The sequence below is a fragment of the Panacibacter ginsenosidivorans genome, assembly GCF_007971225.1.
Classification (GTDB): domain Bacteria; phylum Bacteroidota; class Bacteroidia; order Chitinophagales; family Chitinophagaceae; genus Panacibacter; species Panacibacter ginsenosidivorans.
The window spans coordinates 3,208,203-3,230,435 of the sequence record NZ_CP042435.1; the positions used below are offsets into that span (position 1 = coordinate 3,208,203).

A 22,233-nucleotide genomic window follows, 5' to 3' on the forward strand; every position below is an offset into this window, starting at 1 on the left:
GAGCTTTCTTTAAGCCCCTCCACCGGAGGGGTTTGGGGAGGCTATGATACTTGTACCTGATTGTTGTTGTATTAATTCCTGCAGTTCTTCCGCTTTGCCAATTATTACACGATGAACACCTTTGTTCAATGCTGCAAAAGCATTTTCAAGCTTAGGTATCATACCTGCAAAAATTACATTCTGTTGTTTTAGTTCTGTGTATGATGAAGGTGTGATAGAAGCTATAACCGTGTTGTCATCATTTGCATCCATCAAAACACCTGCTTTCTCAAAAGAATAAATTAAATGTACTTCATACAATGCACTCATGGCTTGCGCTATTTCCTGTGCAATAGTATCTGCATTAGTATTTAGTAACTGACCTTCTTTGTTATGTGTGATCGGCGCTAATACTACATCTGCATTTTGATCTAATAAACTTCTCAGTAAAGAAGTGTTTACAGCATCTACATCACCCACAAAGCCATAATCAATAGTTGCATGTTTGCGTTTGTGTGATTGTATCACATTACCATCGGCGCCGCATAGACCAAGTGCATTGCTGCCGCGTGATTGTAATTGTGCAACTATATTTTTGTTGATGTATCCTGCATACACCATCGTAACGATCTTCAAAGTTTCTGCATCTGTTATTCTTCTGCCATCAATCATTTGTTGTTCAACTCCTAATTGCGCGGCAAGTTTTGTAGCAAGCTTTCCTCCCCCATGGATCAATATTTTCTTTCCTTCTACTGCAACAAATGATGATAAGAACATTTGAAGTTTTACATCATCATCTATTATATTGCCGCCAATCTTTATAACATATAAAGCCCCCTTCCGGCTTCCCCCTGTGGGGGAAGAGTTTGTAACCTCTTCCAAATTATTCGACTTTGCCATAGCATTAAGATGTATATTAAAGTCTCCCCAACGGGGGAGATTTAGAGGGTGCGCAGTATTTCACTTATCACAGACTGCGCCGCCCAAACACGGTTTCCTGCCTGCTGCGTAACAATACTGTTAACGCTATCTAATACTTCATCACTCAATTCTACATTTCTTCTTACAGGTAAACAATGCATCACTTTTGCATTATTGGTAAGTTTCAGTTTTTCTTCTGTAAGCATCCAGCGCGGATCATTCTCGTAGATCTTTCCGTAATCTTTATACGTGCTCCAATTCTTCACATACACAAAGTCTGCATCTTTCAAAGCTTCATCCTGGTTAAGAATGATGGTCGCACCTTTTGTAAACTGTTCACTCAATTCATAATCTTCCGGATGGGTAATAACGAAATCCGCTTCGCCCCATGCATTGATCCATTGCGCAAAACTATTGGCAACGCATTGCGGTAATGCTTTTACATGCGGCGCCCAGGTGAGAACAATTTTTGGTTTTGATTTTTGATTTTTGATTTTTGACTTTTGTAATTCCTCTGTGATGGTAACAATGTCCGTTAATGATTGCAATGGATGTAGTGTTGCACTTTCTAAACTAATCACCGGCACGCCGCAATATTTTATGAACTGAGAAATATACAATTCACTGTAATCGTCTTCACGGTTTTTCAATGAAGGAAACGTTCTTATACAAAGTATATCAAAATAACTTCCGAGTATTGGTGCAGCATCTTTAATATGCTCTACTGAACTGCCACTCATGATAGCGCCCTCTTCAAATTCCAGCGCCCAGCCTTCTTTATCTACGTTGAAAACAATAGCTTCCATGCCGAGATTGCTTGCAGCTACCTGTGTGCTCAAACGTGTACGCAGACTGGGATTCAGAAACAGCAACCCAATGCGTTTATCCGCACCAAGTGTTCTGTCTTTAAACGGGTCTGCTTTATACATCAATGCTTTTTCTACCAATGCATTAATGTTTTTTACATCATGAACGGAAATAAATTGTTTCACTTCTGCTGATATATTTATTTATGTACAAAGCTGCATTGCTACTATTAAACTTTTGTTGTGTCACTCTCTTTTGCGTTCTGTTCATTATTGAACTGAACGATGAAAGGATTGCGACGCAACAAACGATGCCATGAAATACAGAAGCTAGTATCAAAACAATTCTTCTATGCTTCTACTTCTTTCGCTGCTTTCATTTCGGCGATCGCTTCTTTCAACGTATCTAAAAATTCATCTACCTGTTTTCTTGAAATATTCATTGCGGGCAATAAACGGATAACATTTGGTTTTGCTTCGCCGGTGAAGATAAAATGATCATTAAATAATTTTTTGCGCAGGTCTTTTATTTCTTCAGGCACATCAAAGCCGATCATCATGCCGCGACCACGAATATTTTGAATGCCATCAATTGCCTTGAGCCGGTTGAATAAATATTGTCCGCGTTGTTTGGCAACATCAATGAGTTTTTCTTCTTCGATAACTTCAAGCACAGCCAATGCCGCAGCGCATGCAAGATGATTGCCACCGAACGTAGTGCCCAATATTCCATGCTTTGCCTTAATGTGCGGAGCAATAAGAATACCACCAACAGGAAAACCATTGCCCATGCCTTTTGCCATGGTGTAGATGTCTGCATTTACACCGGCATAGTCATGCGAGAAAAATTTACCGCTGCGACCATAACCGCATTGCACACTGTCTGCAATATAAACCGCACCATATTCATCACACAAACTGCGGATGAGTTGTAAAAAACTTTCCGTTGCAACGTTGATGCCGCCAACGCCTTGTATGCCTTCGATGATAACAGCAGCAACACTGGTTCCATTTTTTTGGAAATATGTTTTGAGTGCAGCTTCATCATTGAAAGGAAGAAAATCAACATTGTCTGTTTCATTAACAGGCGCAACGATCTTTGGGTTATCTGTTGCTGCAACAGCTAAAGATGTTCTGCCGTGAAATGCTTTTTCAAAAGCAACAATCTTTTTTCTACCTGTATGAAAAGATGCAAGTTTTAATGCATTTTCATTTGCTTCTGCACCACTGTTTACAAGGAAGAGTTGATAATCTTCTTTACCACTGATCTTGCCAAGCTTTTCTGCCAGTTCTTTTTGAATAGGTATGTGTACAGAGTTTGAGTAGAAAGCAATCTTGTGCAACTGATCCTCAATTCTTTTTACCCAGTGAGGATGTGTATGACCAATACTAATTACAGCATGACCACCATACATATCAAGATACTGCGCACCATTTTCATCCCATACATAAGAGCCTTGCGCTTTTGTAATGGTGATGTCATTCAAAGGATATACATCAAATAATTTCATTGTAATTGATTTAAAAATAATTTGCTTTAAGATGAAGACCAGCTGTTTCATCAAGACCAAACATTAAGTTCATATTCTGAACAGCCTGTCCTGATGCGCCTTTCAGAAGATTGTCTATTGCAGAGTGAACCACTAATTTTGTTCCTGCTTTTTCTAATTGTATCACACATTTATTAGTATTAACCACTTGTTTTAAAAAGATGGCATCATCGCTGATAATTGTAAAATGATGACCTGAATAAAAATCTTTATAAAGTTTTTTTATTTCTTCCAGCGATAAGTCGCAATGTAATGTGGAACTGATAAAAATACCCCTGGTAAAATCACCACGCCATGGAACGAAGCTTAAATCTATATTGCTGCCAGATTGTAGCTGCAATAATGACTGCCCGATCTCTGCGAGATGTTGATGCGTTAATGTTTTATAAGCCTGAATATTATTTGCTCTCCAGCTAAAATGAGAAGTGGTTGCTAATCCTTGACCGGCACCAGTAGAACCCGTAATGCCTGTCGTATAAATTTCTTCAAGTAAACCGGCTTTTGCCAAAGGCAATAAACCAAGTTGTATTGCTGTTGCAAAGCAACCAGGGTTCGCAATATTTTGTGCAGATTGAATTTGTTCCTTATTCAATTCTGGTAAGCCGTAAACAAAATATCTTGTTATAATATCTTCTCCATTTGCCTTGACTGGTCCATGATAAAATGCATTTGAGGAAAGTCTGAAGTCATTAGACAGATCAATAACCTTTATGTTCGCGGCAATTATATTTGACTCTAAAAATTTTCTTGCTTCACCATGACCTGTGCAGAGAAACAACACATCAATGTCCTCACTTAATTCGCTTGTAAAAAGAATGCCTGTTTCTCCAATAAGATCCTGATGAACTTTGTGCAAAGGATTGCCGCTGTTGCTTTTGCTGTGTACAAAACTTATTTCTGCATGTGGATGGTGAAGCAGCAACCTTATTAATTCTCCGCCGGTATAACCAGCGCCGCCAACTATGCCTACTTTAATTTTTTTCATGCTAAACACAATTAAACCTGTCTTTATTAGTGCTGGGTTGAGAACTTAAAATGAATTCTATGTCCTCTGCTGTATTATTTATAATGCGGTGTTTTTTTCCTGCCTCTATGTGAAAGCCCTGCTGAGTATAAACTGTATAGCTCTCATTTTCTACCTCAAAGGTGGCAATTCCTTTTAGTATAAAAAAGAATTGCTGCGCCTTTTCATGATAATGTAATGCCTCCGATGTCTGAGCAGGCATGCGTTCCTGTTTTACTGAAAGCGCATTTGTATCAACCAATACCCAGCCATCACAATCATTTCCCCATTTGTAGTGATATAAAGAATTATGTTTACTTACTGCACTCATTAATGAGTAATTATTTATTTTTATAAGCCGATCTTGAGAACTGCTATCATCGTCCCTTGCGTCGCACTCTTGTACTGACGAATTGGTTTCCACTTTTATTTATCAGCAGCATTCTTTATTAAATGATACATGGCTGTTTGATTACCGAATATTTTACTAAAGCCTCTTACATCTTCACCACTCCAGCCGCTGTTCATTTCCCCGTATTTACCAAACTTGCTACTCATCAGATCATACTTACTTTCTATACCGATGATTTGAAAACGATAAGGCTGTAATTGTACAAACACATCGCCCGTTACATTTTGCTGAGAGCTTTGCAAGAATGCTTCTATATCTCTCATAACAGGATCAAGTATCTGACCTTCATGCAACCAATTGCCATAGAAGTTGGCAATAGTATCTTTCCAGCTAAGCTGCCATTTGGTAAGCACGTGTTTTTCCAACGCATGATGTGCTTTTAAAATAACCATTGGCGCAGCTGCTTCAAAACCAACACGTCCTTTTATACCAATGATCGTATCACCAACATGTATATCTCTGCCGATGCCATAAGCGCCTGCAATGGTTTGTAAATATTGTATCGCTTCGCTTGAATGGGAAAATGTTTTATCATTAATTGCAGTCAGTTCACCTTTTTCAAAATGCAGTTTTACTTCTTCGCTTTCATGCTTTGTTACCTGTGTAGGCCATGCAGATTCGGGTAACAAACCTTTTGAGTTTAATGTTTCTCTTCCGCCAACACTCGTGCCCCACAAACCTTTATTAATAGAGTAAGCTGCTTTTTCAAAATTCATTTCAATACCTTTCTCTTTCAGATAAGCTATTTCCTGTTCACGACTCAATTTCAAATCACGGATTGGAGTAATGATCTCAACAGTTGGAATCATGATATGAAATACCATATCAAAACGTACCTGGTCATTACCTGCACCTGTACTGCCGTGTGCTACGGCATCTGCATTGAGTTTTTGTACATGCTCTGCAATATGTAGTGCCTGCACTAAACGCTCAGCACTTACACTTAAAGGGTATGTGTTGTTCTTTAAAACATTGCCAAACACCAGGTATTTTATAATTCGATCGTAATAACCTTTTACTGCATCAACTGTAGTATGTGTTTTTACACCAAGTTTATATGCGTGTTCTTCTATTTTTTTTAATTCTGATGCATCAAAGCCACCTGTGTTTACAATTACACTGTGTACTTCATAGCCTTTTTCTTCGGTTAAGTATTTTACACAGTAAGTGGTGTCGAGACCGCCGCTAAAACCTAATACAACTTTCTTCATGTCTTATTTTTTGTGGTCAACTTTATTCTTTATTTACTTTTTGTCTTGACTCAAAAAGTAGCAAAAAAGTCAAGAAGAAATGATATACAACACATTTCTTCATTCGCAGTGATTAAGCTTTTGTAACATCTGTGACTTCAACTTTTTATCTTTAATCAGCAGCGATATTTTTTCTTTAATTGCTTCATAGCGATAAGAACGTACAAGAGTGCGACGCAACGGAAGCTTAATGCTTATTCAAAAGTAAGGCTCAAAATTCTTCTTCTAATACCCAAAGAAATAATGCATCAGTGATTTCGGTTTTGATGCGCCTCCGTTTATGTTCTTTTCTTTCTTGCCAAACACCAGTTGCTTGATGTGCATCAAACGCTCATACACTTTACTCTTCTTTTCAAACTCCTGAGTTGTTTCTTCTGGTGTGTAATGATCTGCAGGATCGTACAACATTGCAGTACACATGCAATTCTTACGCTCTTTGCTCATGAGAATATCATAGTTAACACAGCTCTTGCAGCCTGCCCAGAATTTTTCATCCTGCGTAAGCTCGCTGTAAGTAACGGGCTCATAACCGAGCTCACTGTTGATCTTCATTACAGCAAGACCTGTAGTCAATCCAAATATTTTTGCGTTTGGATATTTTTCTCTTGAAAGATTGAAGATCCTTCTCTTGATCTGCTTTGCCACACCACTCTTTCTAAATTCCGGAGCTACAATAAGTCCACTGTTGGCAACATATTCACCTTCCCATGTTTCTATATAACAAAAGCCTACCCATGTACCATCGTTAAGATGTGCAATCACGGCTTTGCCTTCGTTCATTTTATTGGCAATATATTCGGGGCTGCGCTTTGCAATGCCGGTGCCACGGGCTTTTGCGGAAGCTTCCATTTCGGTAGTAATCGTTTCTGCGTAGTGTACGTCGCCACTATTGGCTACACGTACGTTTATATTTTGTTCCACTGTTGTAAATACTGATGATTAGGAGATAATGATACACGAATGCTTTTTACGTAAAGCGTCTGTTTTGTGTATGAGATTCCGGTATGCTGTGGGAATATCAGATACGAGGTCGTCGTACCGGTCGGAAGCAGAAAGGGTTTGGCAAATTAACAACACCCATCATTGCAGGATGGAAAGATAAAAGGCTACTATGTGTTGTGTTCTGTTTCAATTTCAGTTCAGCATAAAATTGTGATCTAAAAATTTTGAGGACGTAAAGTTAATGATGTTTGAATAAAATGGGGATAATTAATTTAAATTTTAAGTTAACGTTGGTTAGCATGATATATGTGCCGTGCTTACGTACACCTATTGTTCATTTGTTGCGTCGCACTCTTGTACGTACTGTCCTTCGCTCATCAATGAACAGAACTATGAAGTGAGTGACACAACGAAGATGCCATGAAATGCTGCAGCCCGTATAATAAAAATTGCAACATTCATTAATAATAAAAATAAAATAACAGATACATTAATAAAACCAAAAGCCGGTAAAACAAAAATTAGTTATTCAAGCATAAACTCCTGGTGTAATGCAGGCACTATAACTTCCTTAAAACCTTTCTTTAATAAACGTTGCTGAAAATCGAGTTGCACGTCATACTCGCCATGCACAATAAATAGCTGGCGAACCGTAGCGGGAACCTGGCATGCAAGAAACTGGCTGAGGTCATCATAATCTCCATGTGCACTCATGCTGCGCATACTGCCAACCTCGGCTTGTACCTTATAATACTCGGCAAATATTTTTACTTCTTTAGCACCATTCATTAAACGGCCACCAAGCGAATTGGGCTCGCAATATCCAACCAATAAAATAGTGTTGCGGCTATCGTTTATATTATTGGCGATATGATGTTTTATGCGGCCTGCATCTGCCATGCCACTTGCAGAGATAATAATACAGGGTTCAGGAAGATCATTAAGCCGTTTACTTTCATCAACTGTTTTTATAAAAGTGAGTTCATCAAAACTAAAAGGATCGTAATCTGTCTTCAATAATTTTTGCAGCCTGCTGTTGTAATTTTCAGGATGACTTCTTACTATATCTGTAGCTTCTTTGCTAAGTGGACTATCTACATATACTTTTATTTTTGGCAACCTGCCTTCATTGCTTAATTGATTAAGGAAATACAACAACTCCTGCGTTCTGCCTACACTAAAAGACGGAATAATAAGTTTGCCTTTTTTCTGTACACATGTTTTATCTATCCACTCGTATAATTTATCAGAAGAGTTGAAAATATTTTCGTGCAAACTATTACCGTAAGTGCTTTCAATAATAATGTAATCTGTCTGCGGAAATACATCCGGTGAACGAAGTATCACATCCCTGTATCTTCCAACATCTCCACTAAAACTTATTTGTGTTGTGTTGCCATTTTCGTTTATACGTACATGTACAGCAGCGCTGCCAATAATGTGGCCTGCATCTGTATATAAAACTTCAATGCCGGGTTCAATTGTAAACCACGATCCATATTGCACTTCATTTAATAATGGAAGCACGGCGGTTACATCATCGGGTGTATACAATGGTTCATAGGGCGGCAAACCTTGTTTAGCTCTTTTCTTGTTGATAAATTTCGTATCGTCTCTTTGTATTTCTGCAGAATCTTCCAGTAAGATTGCAGCAAGATCTTTAGTGGCTGGCGTGCAAAATATTTTTCCGTTAAAGCCTTCTTTCACCAGTTTTGGAATAAGGCCTGAATGATCGATATGTGCATGTGATAATAAAAGATAGTTCACTTCTTTTGCATCGAAACCAAGGGTTGCATTAAGAGCATCTGTTTCTCTGCCCATGCCCTGGAACATGCCACAATCAAATAATATTTTCCTTCCATTATGGAGCGTTAATAAATGCTTTGAACCCGTAACTGTTTGTGCAGCGCCATGAAATGCAAGCTTCATAGAATGATCGTTGATGATTTATTAAAGGTAATGGTAACACTCAATTTATCATAATTATTAAATACTACATAATTGGTTTAAAAACTTTTGAAGCAGGTTTATTCAATGAAGAAAAAATTTATTTTCATGTAAAACAAAAATGGTAACTTAATAGGATAAAAGCTTGCATTATGAAAGAAGATACTATTTCCCGCATTGCGGTAGTTATTCTAGCGATTATTCTGGCAATTTTTGGAGTTTATCATTTAATGTATCCGGGTAACATGATAACTTTTATCCCTTCATTTTTACCCGGCGGAATTATTTGGGTATACATAACAGGAATAGCCCTTATACTTGCAGCAATTGCTTTTATAGCTCATAAAATGGTAAAGCTTGCAGGTTATCTTTTAGCCTTATTGCTGATCATAATTGTGCTTACCTTTCATCTGCCCAATTATCTAAATGCCGGAGACCCGGATTTAAAAACTTCTTCTTTTATTGATATTCTGCAGAATCTGGCAATGGCTGCATTTGCAATGTATATTGCCAGTAATGCAAAGAAGATCTGACATCTTTTTCCTTCTGTAAATACTTTGATCAAAACATCATAGATATATTTCTATGGTATGTTAAGTATTTATTTGTGTCGTCATCTTTTGTTGTTAATAGCATCGTTCCTTGCGTCGCACACTTGAGCTGTAAACATAAATAGGGCTTTTACTATTGCAATTTCAGCACTTTTATTTTGCAGAATGCATGTTATTGTTTTATGGTTTTAACTTTGAAGCTCCATGTACAATATATCTCAGCAACAATTTCTCCGGCTTCATTTCTACCTGTAGACTGGCAGGCAATAGTTCTTCCTTCTCCAGTTGCAATTGCATCGTCTATTAACGCAGTGATAGCTGTTCCATTTAAACAGGTAAACAAAATTTTACCTGTTGCTTTTTTATAAAAAACTGCTTCCGTTTTTATTACCAGCATACTTACTGCCGGGTTTCGTTTATAAATATTTGCCATACACAAAACACCTGTGCTCATTTCTGCAGCCATTGTTAATACGGCAAAATATACAGACCCGAAAGGATTTTTATTAAACCATTTCTGCTTTACAGCTACAGCAGCTTTTGTTTCATTAAAGAACTCAATTCTGAGACCAGCAAAGAATGCTGCCGGTAATTTGTTTAGCATAAACAAACGAAACTTAAAAGGACTGATGATTTGCTTTCTGAAGAGATGGAATTGCGGATTCACGAAATTGATTTATGTAAGTAAAGCCTTTTGTGTAATAAAATTGTGATGATGTATTTATATGTAGAGTTACTGACTTAAAGTACAAGAGTGCGACGTAACATAAGCTTAATATTTGTACTAAAGCCGGTCTGCCAAAAACTATCTCTTGTCTATTTCCACCACACAGGCTACCGCCACCTTATTTGCAGCTTCTGTCTTAAAACTTATGGTTCCATCAGAAGTATTACTGAAATTAACACCGGTGATTGCATACTGGCTTACTGCAGTATTTATAGCTTGTGCAAAACCGTTGCTACGCTTATTATTGACAGCATCATTAAAAGCAAAAACATTTAATGAATCTTTACTTACTACTACTGCCATGTAATCTTTATTGCCAATACTATCTGCCATCATGCTCATGCCACGCGGAAACAAACGGTAGCCTGTAATGCCACAATAAGGAGAAAATTTTGTGCGTGTAGGATCGGTTTTCATGGGATAAGGAAACAGCACATAGCTGCTGCCATCTGTTTCCATTCCGAGAACATATACATAACATGAACTTGAATTTTTAACTTCTATCTTAAACTGGGTGCCTTTTATAATGGGATCAGTGGTCTCGAAAATATTATTGTTCCTCAACTTAAGCGATATATATTGTTTTGTTTTGTTCTCAACCAGGCCAATACTACATTCCAGATCTTTGGCGTCAGCACTTCCGCTTTTAGGCATAGGATTTAATCCATAAGCCTCTTTGGTAAAATGTTTGAAGTCATTGTAGCGCACCCATCCCACACCATTTTGTCCCCATTCGCTGCCCCAGCTATTTAAGATTTGAAACGCGCCACCTTCTTTACGATCGTCATAACCAATTACACACATTGCATGTCCGCCAAACCCCATCATAGAATAATCGTCATCTGTTGGATGCCATACTTCCTGGCCTATCATATCCTGCATAAAACTGCCTCCTACCATCATTCCAATTACAACTGGCACATCTTTAGCAAGGTGCTGTTTGATTGCATAGAGATCAAGGTTATTTACACTTTCTCCACTAGTGAGTCTTGTAAAGCCCAACATACGATATTGCGAAGCTTCATTTTTTAACTGCGGGGATGGCTGTCTGCTGCAATCCGTTTCATCGTATGGAAATTGATCAAGTGGTACAGCACCGACCTTGGTCATATTTTCCATTGCCCGGATAATATAACTTCCCTGGCATCCATCGAGGCCTATCTGGTTATATAAAAATGAAGGGCTAAAAGCTTTTTGATCAGGATTTTCACCTGTAGAACTTGCCTCAAGAATTGTTCTTGCTCCATATGCACTACTCCATGCTACACAGCTTCCTTGCTGACCCTGGTTGCCTGGATGTGGCGCAAACTTTAATAAAGAAACCGCTTCGGGTAAATTATTTTTACTCTCATCAAGACCCTCATATACTTGCGCCTTATCAAATTCTTTTGGGTCTAATATGCCGCCGGTAGAAAATACAGAGGACGCTTGTTGTGTCAGACCGGTACACCCTCCTTTAAAGTAGAGAAAGCCACCTACAAGCAATACCAATACTAAACCAATCGGATTTTTTATTAATCCGAAAAGCAAAGGCAATAACTGGAATAAGCCTCCCCCGCCACCCGAAGTTCTCCTGCCACCGCCTCCGTTATCATTACCGCTGTTGTCAAACTGATCATTAGGATCATCGACCATTCGAATTGGCATAGCATCAATTTTTAGTTTTACTAATATAGTCCATATTTATATTCTGTAAGCTTCTATAGCTTTTGTTACGGCAGCAGGAATTAAAATATTCGTGCAAACTTTTCAGAGTAAATCTAAAATCAATCTCAAATAAATATTAAAAAAATAAATGTTTCATTTTTCGCAATGTTTTCGCTGAAAACATAAAAAAATATTATTTATTTCCACGTTTCATTGTAAATTTGTGGCTCAAAAAATGATTTTATCAAAATTCATTTACATCTTCTTTAATTTTATAAACAACTAACAACATGTCATTAGTAAAACTTGAGTACCTCTGGCTTGATGGTTATAAACCAACTCAAAGTCTCCGTAGCAAAACCAAGATTGAAAAAGATTTTAGTGGAAAATTAGAAGACTTACCTATGTGGTCTTTTGATGGATCATCTACAGAACAGGCACCGGGCGGCTCTTCTGACTGCTTGCTCAAACCTGTGTATGTTGTAAAAGACCCACAACGCAAAGATGCATATCTTGTAATGTGTGAAGTATTAAATGCAGATAAGACACCACACGTGTCTAACGGCAGAGCACTTATTGAAGACGATGATAATGATTTCTGGTTTGGTTTCGAACAGGAATATTTCCTTTGGGATACAGCAACAAATAAGCCTCTTGGCTTTCCTGCCGGCGGTTTCCCTGCTCCACAGGGACCCTATTACTGTTCAGTTGGCGCTTATAATGCATTCGGACGTGAGATTGTTGAAGAACATCTCGACGCAATTATAGAGGCTGGCTTAAATGTAGAAGGTATTAACGCAGAAGTTGCTGCAGGCCAGTGGGAATTCCAGATATTCTCCAAAGGTGCTAAACAGGCTGGTGACCAGATATGGATAGCTCGCTATCTTTTGGAAAGAATCGGTGAGAAATACGGAGTAGCTGTAAACTGGCATTGTAAACCTTTGGGTGCACTTGACTGGAACGGTTCAGGTATGCACGCTAACTTCTCCAACTCATTGTTGAGAACTGCTGGAAGCAAAGAGATTTTTGATAAAGTATGTGAAGCCTTCCGCCCTGTAGTTAAAGAGCATATTGAAGTATATGGTGCAGATAACCATTTACGCCTTACAGGCAAACATGAAACTGCAAGTATTCATGATTTCAGTTATGGTGTTTCTGACCGCGGTGCTTCTATCCGTATTCCTGTTGGCGTACCAGCTAACGGTTGGAAAGGCTACCTGGAAGATCGCCGTCCTAACTCTGCAGCAGATCCTTATAAAGTGGCAGCCCGCATTATTAAGACTGTTAAATCAGTTTCTTAGTACTGCACCAATTTCAAAATATAAAGGGCTGTCTTAAGACAGCCTTTTTTTATATTGAACTTAATTGTTGTAAAACTATTAGGCTGCTGTTGTGTCACTCACTTCAGGTTTCTGTTCATTGGTGAGCAAAAAAAAGAAGTACAAGAGTGCGACGCAACCAAAGCCTAATAATAGCGTAAAAGCCCGGTACATAAAAGCAAGAACAATATATTTTGTGGAGAGATTAAATTGCTGCTTCATCTAAAAATTATTTTCTTTGTTAATCTCAAAATAATATACATATGTCACTTCGTTTTCAGGCACTCAATAATCTTTTGAACAATACAGATGTAAGTGTAGAAAGTCCTTCAAAGATCACGGCAATATTTGGAGAGAATGTTTTTACATTAAAAACAGCACGTGAATATCTTAGTGACGAAGCTTTTAAAAGCCTTAATGCAAGTATAAAAGGAAGCAAAAAAATTGACCGTGCTGTAGCCAACCAGATCGCTAATGGTCTGCGTGCGTGGGCAGAAAAAAAGGGCGTTACACATTTTACCCACTGGTTTCAGCCGTTAACAGGTAGTACAGCCGAAAAGCACGATTCCTTTTTTACCATAAAAAGTGATGGTAATCCACTGGAAGAATTTGATGGAGCGGCATTAATTCAGCAGGAGCCTGATGCTTCCTCTTTTCCAAGTGGTGGTTTAAGGGCAACTTTTGAAGCACGTGGTTATACAGGCTGGGATCCGTCTTCGCCTGTTTTTATCATGGAAATTGGTCAGGGTAAAACACTTTGCATTCCAACGATCTTTGTATCGTATACAGGAGAGTCACTCGATTATAAAGCACCTTTATTAAAAGCTATTGAGGCTGTAAATAAGGCAGCAGTAGATGTTTGTAATTATTTTGACAAGAACGTGGCTAAGGTTACCCCTACACTTGGCTGGGAGCAGGAATATTTTGTAATTGATGAAGGTCTTGCCAATGCAAGACCGGATCTTGTTCAATGTGGACGGACTGTTTATGGTGCATCCCCTGCCAAGGGGCAACAGTTGGAAGATCATTATTTTGGTTCCATTCCTGAAAGGGTTTACACTTTTATGCGTGACTTTGAGCAGGAAGCTTATAAACTTGGTATTCCTTTACGCACAAGACATAATGAAGTGGCGCCGGCACAGTTTGAATGTGCCCCAATTTTTGAAGAAGTTAACCTTGCGGTTGATCATAATATTCTTTTGATGGACATAATGGAACGTGTGGCACGCAGGCATAAACTGAAAGTGTTATTCCATGAAAAACCATTTGCAGGTATTAATGGAAGTGGTAAACATAATAACTGGAGCATGGCTACAGACACAGGTGTAAATCTGCTTGCACCGGGAAAAACGCCGAAGACGAATTTAATGTTCCTCACATTTTTTGTAAACTCTATAAAAGCAGTACATGATTATGCAGATGTTTTAAGAGCGTCAATTGCTTCTGCAGGAAATGATTTTCGGCTTGGCGCTAATGAAGCGCCCCCTGCTATCATTTCGGTTTTCATTGGTGAATACCTTACCAAAGTTTTATACGATATAGAAACACGTGTAGGTGATAAATTTGATGAACAGGATGAAGCAATTCTCAAATTGGATCTTCATCGTAGTATCCCTGAATTAATGCTGGATAATACAGACCGAAACCGTACTTCACCTTTTGCGTTTACAGGCAATAAATTTGAGTTCCGCGCTGTGGGCTCTGCAGCCAATTGTGCCAACGCTATGATAGCATTGAACACCATTATGGCAGAAACATTGCGCACTTTTAAACAGGATGTAGATGCATTAATAGAGAAAGGAGAGAAGAAAGAAATTGCCATCATGCATATCATTCAGAAATATATTGTTGAAAGTAAAAAGGTGTTGTTTGAAGGCGACGGCTATAGCGAAGAATGGCATCATGAAGCAGAGCGGCGTGGGTTACCAAATGTGCCAACAACACCACTTGCGCTTGACGCAATGATCACTGAAAAAGCAAAACAACTTTTCGAATCAAATGATGTATACAATCACATTGAGTTAGAGGCCCGTCACGAAATTGAACTGGAAAAATATATTAAGAAGGTGCAGATAGAAGGAAGGATAATGGGCGATCTTGCATTGAATCACATCATTCCTTCGGCTATTGAATACATGAATAAACTTACCGCCAATATCAACAGTATAAAAGCAACAGGTTTACCGGAAAGTGCCTGCGCAAGCCAAATGGCCATACTAAAAGAAATGACAGAACGTGTGCAAACTGTTTATGAAAAAGTTCATGCCATGGTTGAGGCGCGCAAAGTTGTAAACAACATGGAAGATACACGAACCAAGGCAATTGCCTATTGCAGCCAGGTTAAAGAAGCATTCTTTGATGATATACGCTACCAGGTGGATAAACTGGAGCAACTTATTAATGATGAATTGTGGACACTACCCAAGTACCGCGAAATGTTATTGATGAGATAAATTGAAATGGATGTTTTATATATATGCCCCGCAGCTTTTATGCGGGGTTTTTATTTTTTTCAAAGTCATCACTAGCTCAACAAAGAAGCGAACGTAAAAGAGTGCGACGCAACAAATGCTTAATACCCGCACAAAGGCCCGGTAAAAAATCTTTATTTCTCCTGGTAAATTACATAACCTTTTACCCTCTACTTTTGTTGAACTATAAATCATTTGCATGAACAATAAAATTGTTGTGGCAATTACAGGAGCAAGCGGTGCTATTTATGCAAAACTGCTGATCGAAAAATTATTATCGCTAAAAGAGCAGTGGAGTGCATTAAGTGTTGTGATGAGCAACAACGCAAAAGAAGTTTGGAAAACAGAATTAGGAAATGAAGACTATAATAATTATGCAGTAAGTTATTTTGAAAAGCATGATTTTTCTGCACCATTTGCATCTGGTTCTGCAAAATATAATATTATGATCGTAGCGCCCTGCAGTATGGGCACGCTTGGCCGTATTGCCAATGGCATAAGCGATGATCTTGTAACACGTGCCGCAGATGTAATGTTGAAAGAAAGACGCAAACTGATACTAATGGTCAGAGATACGCCTTATAACCTTATTCATATAAAGAACATGGAATCGGTAACTGTGGCTGGTGGCATTATTTGCCCCGCAACGCCGTCCTTCTATCATAAGCCGAAGAGTATTGAAGATGTTTCACTCACCGTAGTTGATCGTGTGCTTGACCTTGCCGGCTTAGATATTGCAACCAACCGGTGGAACAGTTAATATATTAGTAAAGGCAATTATGAACCCAACTGTATTGCTGCCATGAAGCCAGGTTGCGTCGCACTCTTTTACTGCATTGCTAATAGCAACAAACAGCAATAATCAAAACTTATCCAAATAACAATATTCAACTTCTCATAAAGCCCATTATTTTTATCAGTTATCTTTAATAAATAATTCTGGCAACTTTTTCTTAAAGGTAAAAAGCTGCCCTCATTAAATAGCTCGTTGTAAATGGCGCTTAATCCTGTTGTTTTTAAAACCAGGGCATTAACAGCTCTTGTTTTTATATTGGTTATGGCATGTGGACTGTTTATTGATCAATGGTCCTTTTTTTTATTGTTTACATTTATTCATTTTGGTTGCTGGACTGAATACCAGAAGCTGGTTGGAATTATCGATCCGGATTATAAACAAATAATGGGCATTCACAGGTATGGTGTAATGCTGTTTGGCTGGGGCTTTATGATGTGGATGACGAACGACGCCTATCTTGTCGGCAACCTCCAACTCTCTGAAATAGGCTGGTGGCTAATGCTGATACTGGCATTTACCATGCCTGTTGCGGAAATAGTTTTGAGCAGGCATTTGAATCTTAAAAACATTGGTTATTCTTTGAGCGGTCTTGTTTATATTTCCTTGTGCTGGGGGCTAATGATGGATCTTAGATCTGAAGGCATATTAATATTCGGCAATCTTTTTACACTCGATCTTGGTTGGGTGTTACCCGTAGTAATGATTGCTGCAATATGGATAAATGATACAATGGCATACATGGTAGGATCAGTTATTGGTAAAACACCTTTTTCCTCCATCTCCCCCAAGAAAACATGGGAAGGAACATTGGGCGGTGCTATACTTGCTGTAGCAACAGTTACACTGCTTGGTTATTTTGCTTTTGGTATGACTGATTATATAACACTTATTGTTATCTCGGCTAGTGCTGCCATTGCAGGCACCACCGGTGACTTATTTGAAAGCAAACTAAAAAGAATGGCAGGTGTAAAAGACAGTGGCAATATAATGCCCGGTCATGGCGGTTTTCTTGATCGTTTTGATTCTTTATTATTTACTACGCCGGTTGTGTGGTTATACGTAAAATTATTTCTGTAAAATATTTATAGTCTACAGCTTTTTCGGTTGCAATATATTTTTTAGTACAAGAGTGCGACGCAACAAAAGTCTAATACATGCACACCGGTTGGGAACAAAAAAATCTTCCTGTTTTAATTATGCACTATTCACTATAGCCTGAGCAGCATTCACAGCTTTGCTGTATGTTTGTTTACAAACGAAATGTCATGGCATTTGATTCTATTGATACCATTCTTGATTTTCTTGAGCCGGTGAATAAACATTTGCTGAGTGATGATGAAGGGTATAAAGACACACAACTCGGAAATAATATTGCCGCATATGAAAACAATTTTCCTGATATAGAACATGCGGATCTTGTAATAGTAGGCTGCGATGAAAATCGTGGTGGTGGCGTGTTTCAGAAGAATTCAACATCGTCTGCCGACGCCGTGCGCAAAGAGTTGTATAAACTTTTTCAATGGCATAAAGAAGTGCATGTGGCTGATGCGGGTAATATAAAGCCCGGCGCAACTATGCAGGATACTTATGCTGCATTAAGAACTGTAGTTAGTGAGCTAATGAAACATGGTCGTAAAGTTTTGATCATTGGCGGCTCGCATGATCTTACATTGGCGCAGTATGATGTGTACGCAAAACAAAATAAGATCATTGAAGCTGTAGTTGTAGATGCAGCCATTGATCTTAATATGGACAGTGTATTACCTGCCGATAATTTTTTGATGCAGCTACTTACAAGTGAACCAAATTTTATACGTCATTACAATCATATCGGCTTTCAAAGTTATTTTGTACACCCGGGTATGTTGGAAACAATTGATAAACTGCGCTTCGATTGTTTCCGTGTAGGTAAAGTAAAAGAGAACATGGAAGATATGGAGCCTGTAGTACGCAATGCTGATTTGTTCTCTTTCGACATCAGCGCTATTCAGCATGCACATGCACCGGCCAATCATCTTACACCAAATGGTTTTACCGGCGAAGAAGCCTGCATGCTGATGCAATATGCAGGTATGAGCAACAATGTAAGTTCCATTGGCATTTATGGTTATAGAGAAGAGCTTGATACAAATGCGTTGACTGCAAAACAGATCAGCCACATGCTTTGGTATTTAATGGATGGCATTCTGAAAGGCAAGCAAGAAGCACGTTTAACAGAGCAACACAACTTCAACGAATTCCGCATTGCATTTGCAGAAGTGGAAACAACTTTTTTGCAAAGCAAAAAAACGGGTCGCTGGTGGGTGCAGCTACCTGAAGGAAATTATATAGCCTGCAGTCATCATGATTATATAATTGCTTCGCAAAATGATATTCCGGAAAGATGGTTAAGAGCTGTAGAAAGAGGATAGCCTTTTATAATACCAACTATAGGTTTTCATAGCATCGTTCCTTGCGTCGCAATCCTTTCATCTTTTGTACAAATAGCATCAAACAAAAAGTAACATGAAAAAATTTTGTTTGCATTTCTTTTTATCACAAAGACTAATTGCTGTTTTATATTTTATACTGCTTGCTTCCTGTTCTGTGCAAAGGCAAATAAATAAAACTGGAACTACAAACATTATTGATAATGCTGCAAATGAACTAATCAACTGTCAGGAATTATCAACGGCTCATGTAGGTATTGCTGTATACGATCCTTCAGAAAATAAATATCTCTGCAATTATCAAAGCGACAAATATTTTACACCTGCGAGTAATACCAAGATCATTACCTGCTATACTGCCATGAAATATTTGGGAGATAGTTTGGTAGGGTTGCGTGTAGATGATTGCCAGAATACTTTACTCTTATATCCAACCGGCGATCCTACTTTATTACACTCCGATTTTAAAACTAATCCTGTTGTGGATTTCCTAAAGGCCCAAACAAGTAAGCTTGTATATTTAAAAGGAAAATGGGAGGAAACTGCTTTAGGCCAAGGCTGGGCCTGGGATGATTACCAGGATTATTATTCAATGGAAAGAAGTGCTTTACCTGTTTACGGCAATGTTGTTACAGTGTATGGAAACAATGGCAGCGTTGCAATACAACCAGCTGCTTGTATAAAAAATTTCAGCAACTCTTATACGGACTCGGCTTTATTCATTAGCCATATAAAAAGAGCGCTGAATGCAAATGAATTCGTAGCTGATAAGTATAGCAAAGAAGAAAGCAATCCCTCAATACCTTTTATTGTAAGTGACTCATTAGTGTTGCAGATTCTCGCTGATACCATTCATAAAGAGATATACACATTATCTGATGGATGGCATGCTTTTCCGCCAATTGTTGCTTCTTATAAAATCCATTCCCAACCCACTGATTCGCTCCTCAAAATAATGATGCACCGCAGCGATAATTTCTATGCAGAACAAGCATTACTCATGGTGAGTGATCAAGAACTCAATGTAATGAGCGATGAAAAAATAATTGATACCTTATTAAAAACAGATTTCAAAAACATGCCTCAAAAGCCGCGTTGGGTAGATGGCAGCGGACTCAGCCGTTATAATAATTTTACGCCACAGGACTTTGTTTTCGTGTTGGATAAAATGCGCAAAGAGTTTTCATGGAATCGTATCACCAGTATTTTCCCAACAGGTGGCAGTGGAACAGATCTTACAGGAAAGGTCTATGCAAAGAGTGGCTCTATGAGCAACATAACTTGTTTAAGTGGTTATATAATTACCAATAAAAGAAAGACGCTGATATTCTCAGTACTCGTCAATAATAACATGAGTACAGCAACTATAATGAGAAAAAAAATAGATGCATTTTTGTCGTCTGTAATTAATGCGTATTAGTTCTCCCCCCACCCGGGGGAGTTTGAGGGGGCTTTATCTCCCAAACATCCTGTCCAAATAATCTTCTTTAAATTCTATATAAGTGGGGCTTCCTGTTGCAGTAACGTTGGCTGTAGTGCATTCAAACAATGCTTCTACCAAAGTTGTCATTTCTTTTTGTGTTAATTGCTGACCGGCTTTTATAGCCTGCTGTCTTGCCATACAGCGTACCAGCTTTTCACGCTTGCTGAATTTTATATCACTGCTAAAATGTTTGAACTGCTCTACCAACAATTCTATCGCATGCTTTTCATTGCCTTGTTGCACGTCTGCAGGCGTACCTTGAATAACAAATGCATTGTTGCCAAAAGGTTCTACTGTATAACCCAATGATTGCAGGTCGGGTATCAGATCATGCAATAATGCGGCATCCTGTGCACCTAACTCGACTGTTACGGGAAAGAGGCTTTGTTGTGTGGCCATTTTTTTTCCATGAATAGCTGCACTATAGCGTTCATACAAAATACGTTCATGTGCCAGTTGCTGGTGTACTAATAAGAAACCACTTTGTGTGGGAGCTATTATATAAGTGTTGTGCAATTGCAATAACAAAGCATCAGCTGCCAGTTTATTTTTACTGTTCGAAAGATTATCTGTGGATAGTTGACGGTCAATAGTAGATTGTATTTTCTCTGCGTCTCCATTCGTCATTGAAGAATCACGATTCACAAAAAAATCTTTCCAGTGCTTTAACTCGCTCCTTTCAGTTGGTTCTATAAAATGCGCCTGGTTCTTTTGTGTAAATGTTTTGAATAAAGAAGATGACGCTGCAACAGATTCCTGTTTGTCGCTTGTAAATGGTTTACTCACTGCATCTAATTGCTGTATCTCTGCATTCAATGAAAAATCAAGCGAAGGTGCAATGCTAAATTGTGCCAGTGCATGTTTTACTGCTGCCTGCACAAAAGCATAAATGATCTTTTCATCTTCAAACTTTATTTCCTGTTTTGTAGGATGTACATTAATATCAATTTGTGAAGGATCAAGATCTATGAACAAGACATACATTGGAAAACTATCCTTTGCGATCATCTCATCAAATGCACTCATCACCGCATGATTCAAATAAGCACTGCGGATGAAACGGTTGTTCACAAAGAAATACTGTTCTCCACGTGTTTTGCGGGCCGTATCGGGTTTGCCTACAAAACCGTAGATGTTCATGTAATCTGTTTCTTCTTTTATGTTTACCAGTTTGGCTGCATATTGATTGCCGAGTATCTGTGTTACACGTTGTTTCAATGTACCTGCTTCCAGGTGAAACACCTGCTGGCCATTACTGGTTAAAGAGAAAAATATATTCGGAAATGAAAGTGCCACACGAATAAACTCATCCACAATATGCCGCGTTTCTGCAGGATTACTTTTTAAAAAATTTCTTCTTGCAGGCACATTAAAGAAAACATTTTTCATAGAAATGCTGGTACCAATAGCTGCTGCACAAGGTTCCTGTTTTTTCACCGCACTGTTTTCAATTTCTATGTAAGTACCCAGCTCATCTTCTGCACGACGGGTCTTTAATTCCACCTGCGCCACCGCGGCAATAGATGCCAATGCCTCGCCACGAAAGCCCATGGTCTTTATATGAAACAGATCGTCAATTACTTTTATCTTACTGGTAGCATGGCGTTCAAAACTCATCCGTGCATCGGTTTCGCTCATTCCCTTGCCGTTATCAATAACCTGCACCAGCGCTTTGCCCGCATCATTTACGATCAGTTGAATATGCGTGGCACCCGCATCAACGGCGTTTTCAAGTAATTCTTTTACTGCACTGGCAGGGCGCTGTATCACCTCACCTGCCGCAATCTGGTTTGCAATATTATCGGGTAATAATTGTATGATATCCGCCACAGTAACGATCCTCAGAATTTTTTAGAACAGCAAAAATAACCTTATTGCCACTATTTGCCGAATGTGTGGAGAAGTGATCTTTATGAACCGGGCTGCACTGCAACCATTTGGCTTTCGTTGCGTCGCACTCTTGTACTGTTGGATTATATAGCGGCTTCGATTAAAGCGGA

Annotated in this window: 18 protein-coding genes; 7 read left to right on the forward strand and 11 right to left on the reverse strand. The window is 38.7% G+C overall.

All coding sequences use genetic code 11. From position 1 onward, the window contains the following. Positions 1-9: 9 nt before the first annotated feature. From argB to FRZ67_RS13535, 8 genes are all read right to left on the reverse strand, one after another. Positions 10-879, reverse strand: coding sequence for an acetylglutamate kinase (gene argB / locus FRZ67_RS13500; protein ID WP_147190094.1), 870 nt, complete (start codon positions 877-879; stop codon positions 10-12). Positions 880-920: 41 nt separating this feature from the next. After that, positions 921-1,892, reverse strand: a complete 972-nt coding sequence (locus FRZ67_RS13505) for a Rossmann-fold NAD(P)-binding domain-containing protein (RefSeq protein WP_147190096.1) — start codon at positions 1,890-1,892, stop codon at positions 921-923. A gap of 164 nt (positions 1,893-2,056) precedes the next feature. Then, on the reverse strand, positions 2,057-3,217 hold the full coding sequence (locus FRZ67_RS13510) for an aspartate aminotransferase family protein (protein WP_147190098.1): 1,161 nt from the start codon (positions 3,215-3,217) through the stop codon (positions 2,057-2,059). A 10-nt stretch (positions 3,218-3,227) separates the two neighbouring features. Further along, entirely contained in the window at positions 3,228-4,241 is a 1,014-nt protein-coding gene (gene argC, locus FRZ67_RS13515; protein WP_147190100.1) for an N-acetyl-gamma-glutamyl-phosphate reductase, read from the reverse strand. A 1-nt stretch (position 4,242) separates the two neighbouring features. Then, positions 4,243-4,590 carry a cupin domain-containing protein gene (locus tag FRZ67_RS13520; protein ID WP_147190102.1) on the reverse strand — a complete coding sequence of 116 codons (348 nt, stop codon included), beginning with the start codon at positions 4,588-4,590 and terminating at the stop codon, positions 4,243-4,245. A 95-nt stretch (positions 4,591-4,685) separates the two neighbouring features. Then, a complete protein-coding gene (gene argG / locus FRZ67_RS13525; protein ID WP_147190104.1) occupies positions 4,686-5,882 on the reverse strand; it encodes an argininosuccinate synthase in 1,197 nt (398 codons plus the stop codon). Positions 5,883-6,146: 264 nt separating this feature from the next. Next, positions 6,147-6,842 carry a GNAT family N-acetyltransferase gene (locus FRZ67_RS13530; protein WP_147190106.1) on the reverse strand — a complete coding sequence of 232 codons (696 nt, stop codon included), beginning with the start codon at positions 6,840-6,842 and terminating at the stop codon, positions 6,147-6,149. 546 nt (positions 6,843-7,388) lie between these two features. After that, positions 7,389-8,792, reverse strand: coding sequence for an MBL fold metallo-hydrolase RNA specificity domain-containing protein (locus tag FRZ67_RS13535; RefSeq protein ID WP_147190108.1), 1,404 nt, complete (start codon positions 8,790-8,792; stop codon positions 7,389-7,391). A gap of 170 nt (positions 8,793-8,962) precedes the next feature. Here FRZ67_RS13535 and FRZ67_RS13540 point away from each other — a divergent pair, with 170 nt between their 5' ends. Then, positions 8,963-9,343 (forward strand): DoxX-related protein, encoded by a 381-nt coding sequence (locus FRZ67_RS13540; protein ID WP_147190109.1) that lies wholly within the window; start codon positions 8,963-8,965, stop codon positions 9,341-9,343. A gap of 190 nt (positions 9,344-9,533) precedes the next feature. Here FRZ67_RS13540 and FRZ67_RS13545 read toward each other — a convergent pair whose 3' ends face one another. Both FRZ67_RS13545 and FRZ67_RS13550 read right to left on the reverse strand, forming a co-directional pair. Further along, on the reverse strand, positions 9,534-9,965 hold the full coding sequence (locus tag FRZ67_RS13545) for a DUF4442 domain-containing protein (protein WP_147190111.1): 432 nt from the start codon (positions 9,963-9,965) through the stop codon (positions 9,534-9,536). A gap of 201 nt (positions 9,966-10,166) precedes the next feature. Beyond that, positions 10,167-11,735, reverse strand: coding sequence for a C1 family peptidase (locus FRZ67_RS13550; protein WP_147190113.1), 1,569 nt, complete (start codon positions 11,733-11,735; stop codon positions 10,167-10,169). A gap of 290 nt (positions 11,736-12,025) precedes the next feature. On the opposite strand from FRZ67_RS13550, the gene FRZ67_RS13555 reads away from it, so the two are divergent. The 6 genes from FRZ67_RS13555 to FRZ67_RS13580 all read left to right on the forward strand — a co-directional run bounded on the left by FRZ67_RS13555 (position 12,026) and on the right by FRZ67_RS13580 (position 20,170). Then, positions 12,026-13,036 (forward strand): glutamine synthetase beta-grasp domain-containing protein, encoded by a 1,011-nt coding sequence (locus tag FRZ67_RS13555; RefSeq protein ID WP_147190116.1) that lies wholly within the window; start codon positions 12,026-12,028, stop codon positions 13,034-13,036. A 281-nt stretch (positions 13,037-13,317) separates the two neighbouring features. Then, the gene (locus FRZ67_RS13560; RefSeq protein ID WP_147190118.1) at positions 13,318-15,507 is read left to right on the forward strand and encodes a glutamine synthetase III family protein; all 2,190 of its coding nucleotides are present in this window, start codon (positions 13,318-13,320) and stop codon (positions 15,505-15,507) included. A 217-nt stretch (positions 15,508-15,724) separates the two neighbouring features. Beyond that, on the forward strand, positions 15,725-16,285 hold the full coding sequence (locus FRZ67_RS13565; RefSeq protein ID WP_147190120.1) for a UbiX family flavin prenyltransferase: 561 nt from the start codon (positions 15,725-15,727) through the stop codon (positions 16,283-16,285). A 234-nt stretch (positions 16,286-16,519) separates the two neighbouring features. Then, positions 16,520-17,398, forward strand: a complete 879-nt coding sequence (locus FRZ67_RS13570; protein WP_147190122.1) for a phosphatidate cytidylyltransferase — start codon at positions 16,520-16,522, stop codon at positions 17,396-17,398. A gap of 188 nt (positions 17,399-17,586) precedes the next feature. Then, positions 17,587-18,732, forward strand: coding sequence for a formimidoylglutamase (locus FRZ67_RS13575; RefSeq protein ID WP_147190124.1), 1,146 nt, complete (start codon positions 17,587-17,589; stop codon positions 18,730-18,732). A gap of 94 nt (positions 18,733-18,826) precedes the next feature. Continuing rightward, positions 18,827-20,170 (forward strand): D-alanyl-D-alanine carboxypeptidase, encoded by a 1,344-nt coding sequence (locus tag FRZ67_RS13580; RefSeq protein ID WP_147190126.1) that lies wholly within the window; start codon positions 18,827-18,829, stop codon positions 20,168-20,170. A 33-nt stretch (positions 20,171-20,203) separates the two neighbouring features. Here FRZ67_RS13580 and mutL read toward each other — a convergent pair whose 3' ends face one another. Further along, positions 20,204-22,063 carry a DNA mismatch repair endonuclease MutL gene (gene mutL / locus FRZ67_RS13585; protein WP_147190128.1) on the reverse strand — a complete coding sequence of 620 codons (1,860 nt, stop codon included), beginning with the start codon at positions 22,061-22,063 and terminating at the stop codon, positions 20,204-20,206. Positions 22,064-22,233: the final 170 nt, after the last annotated feature.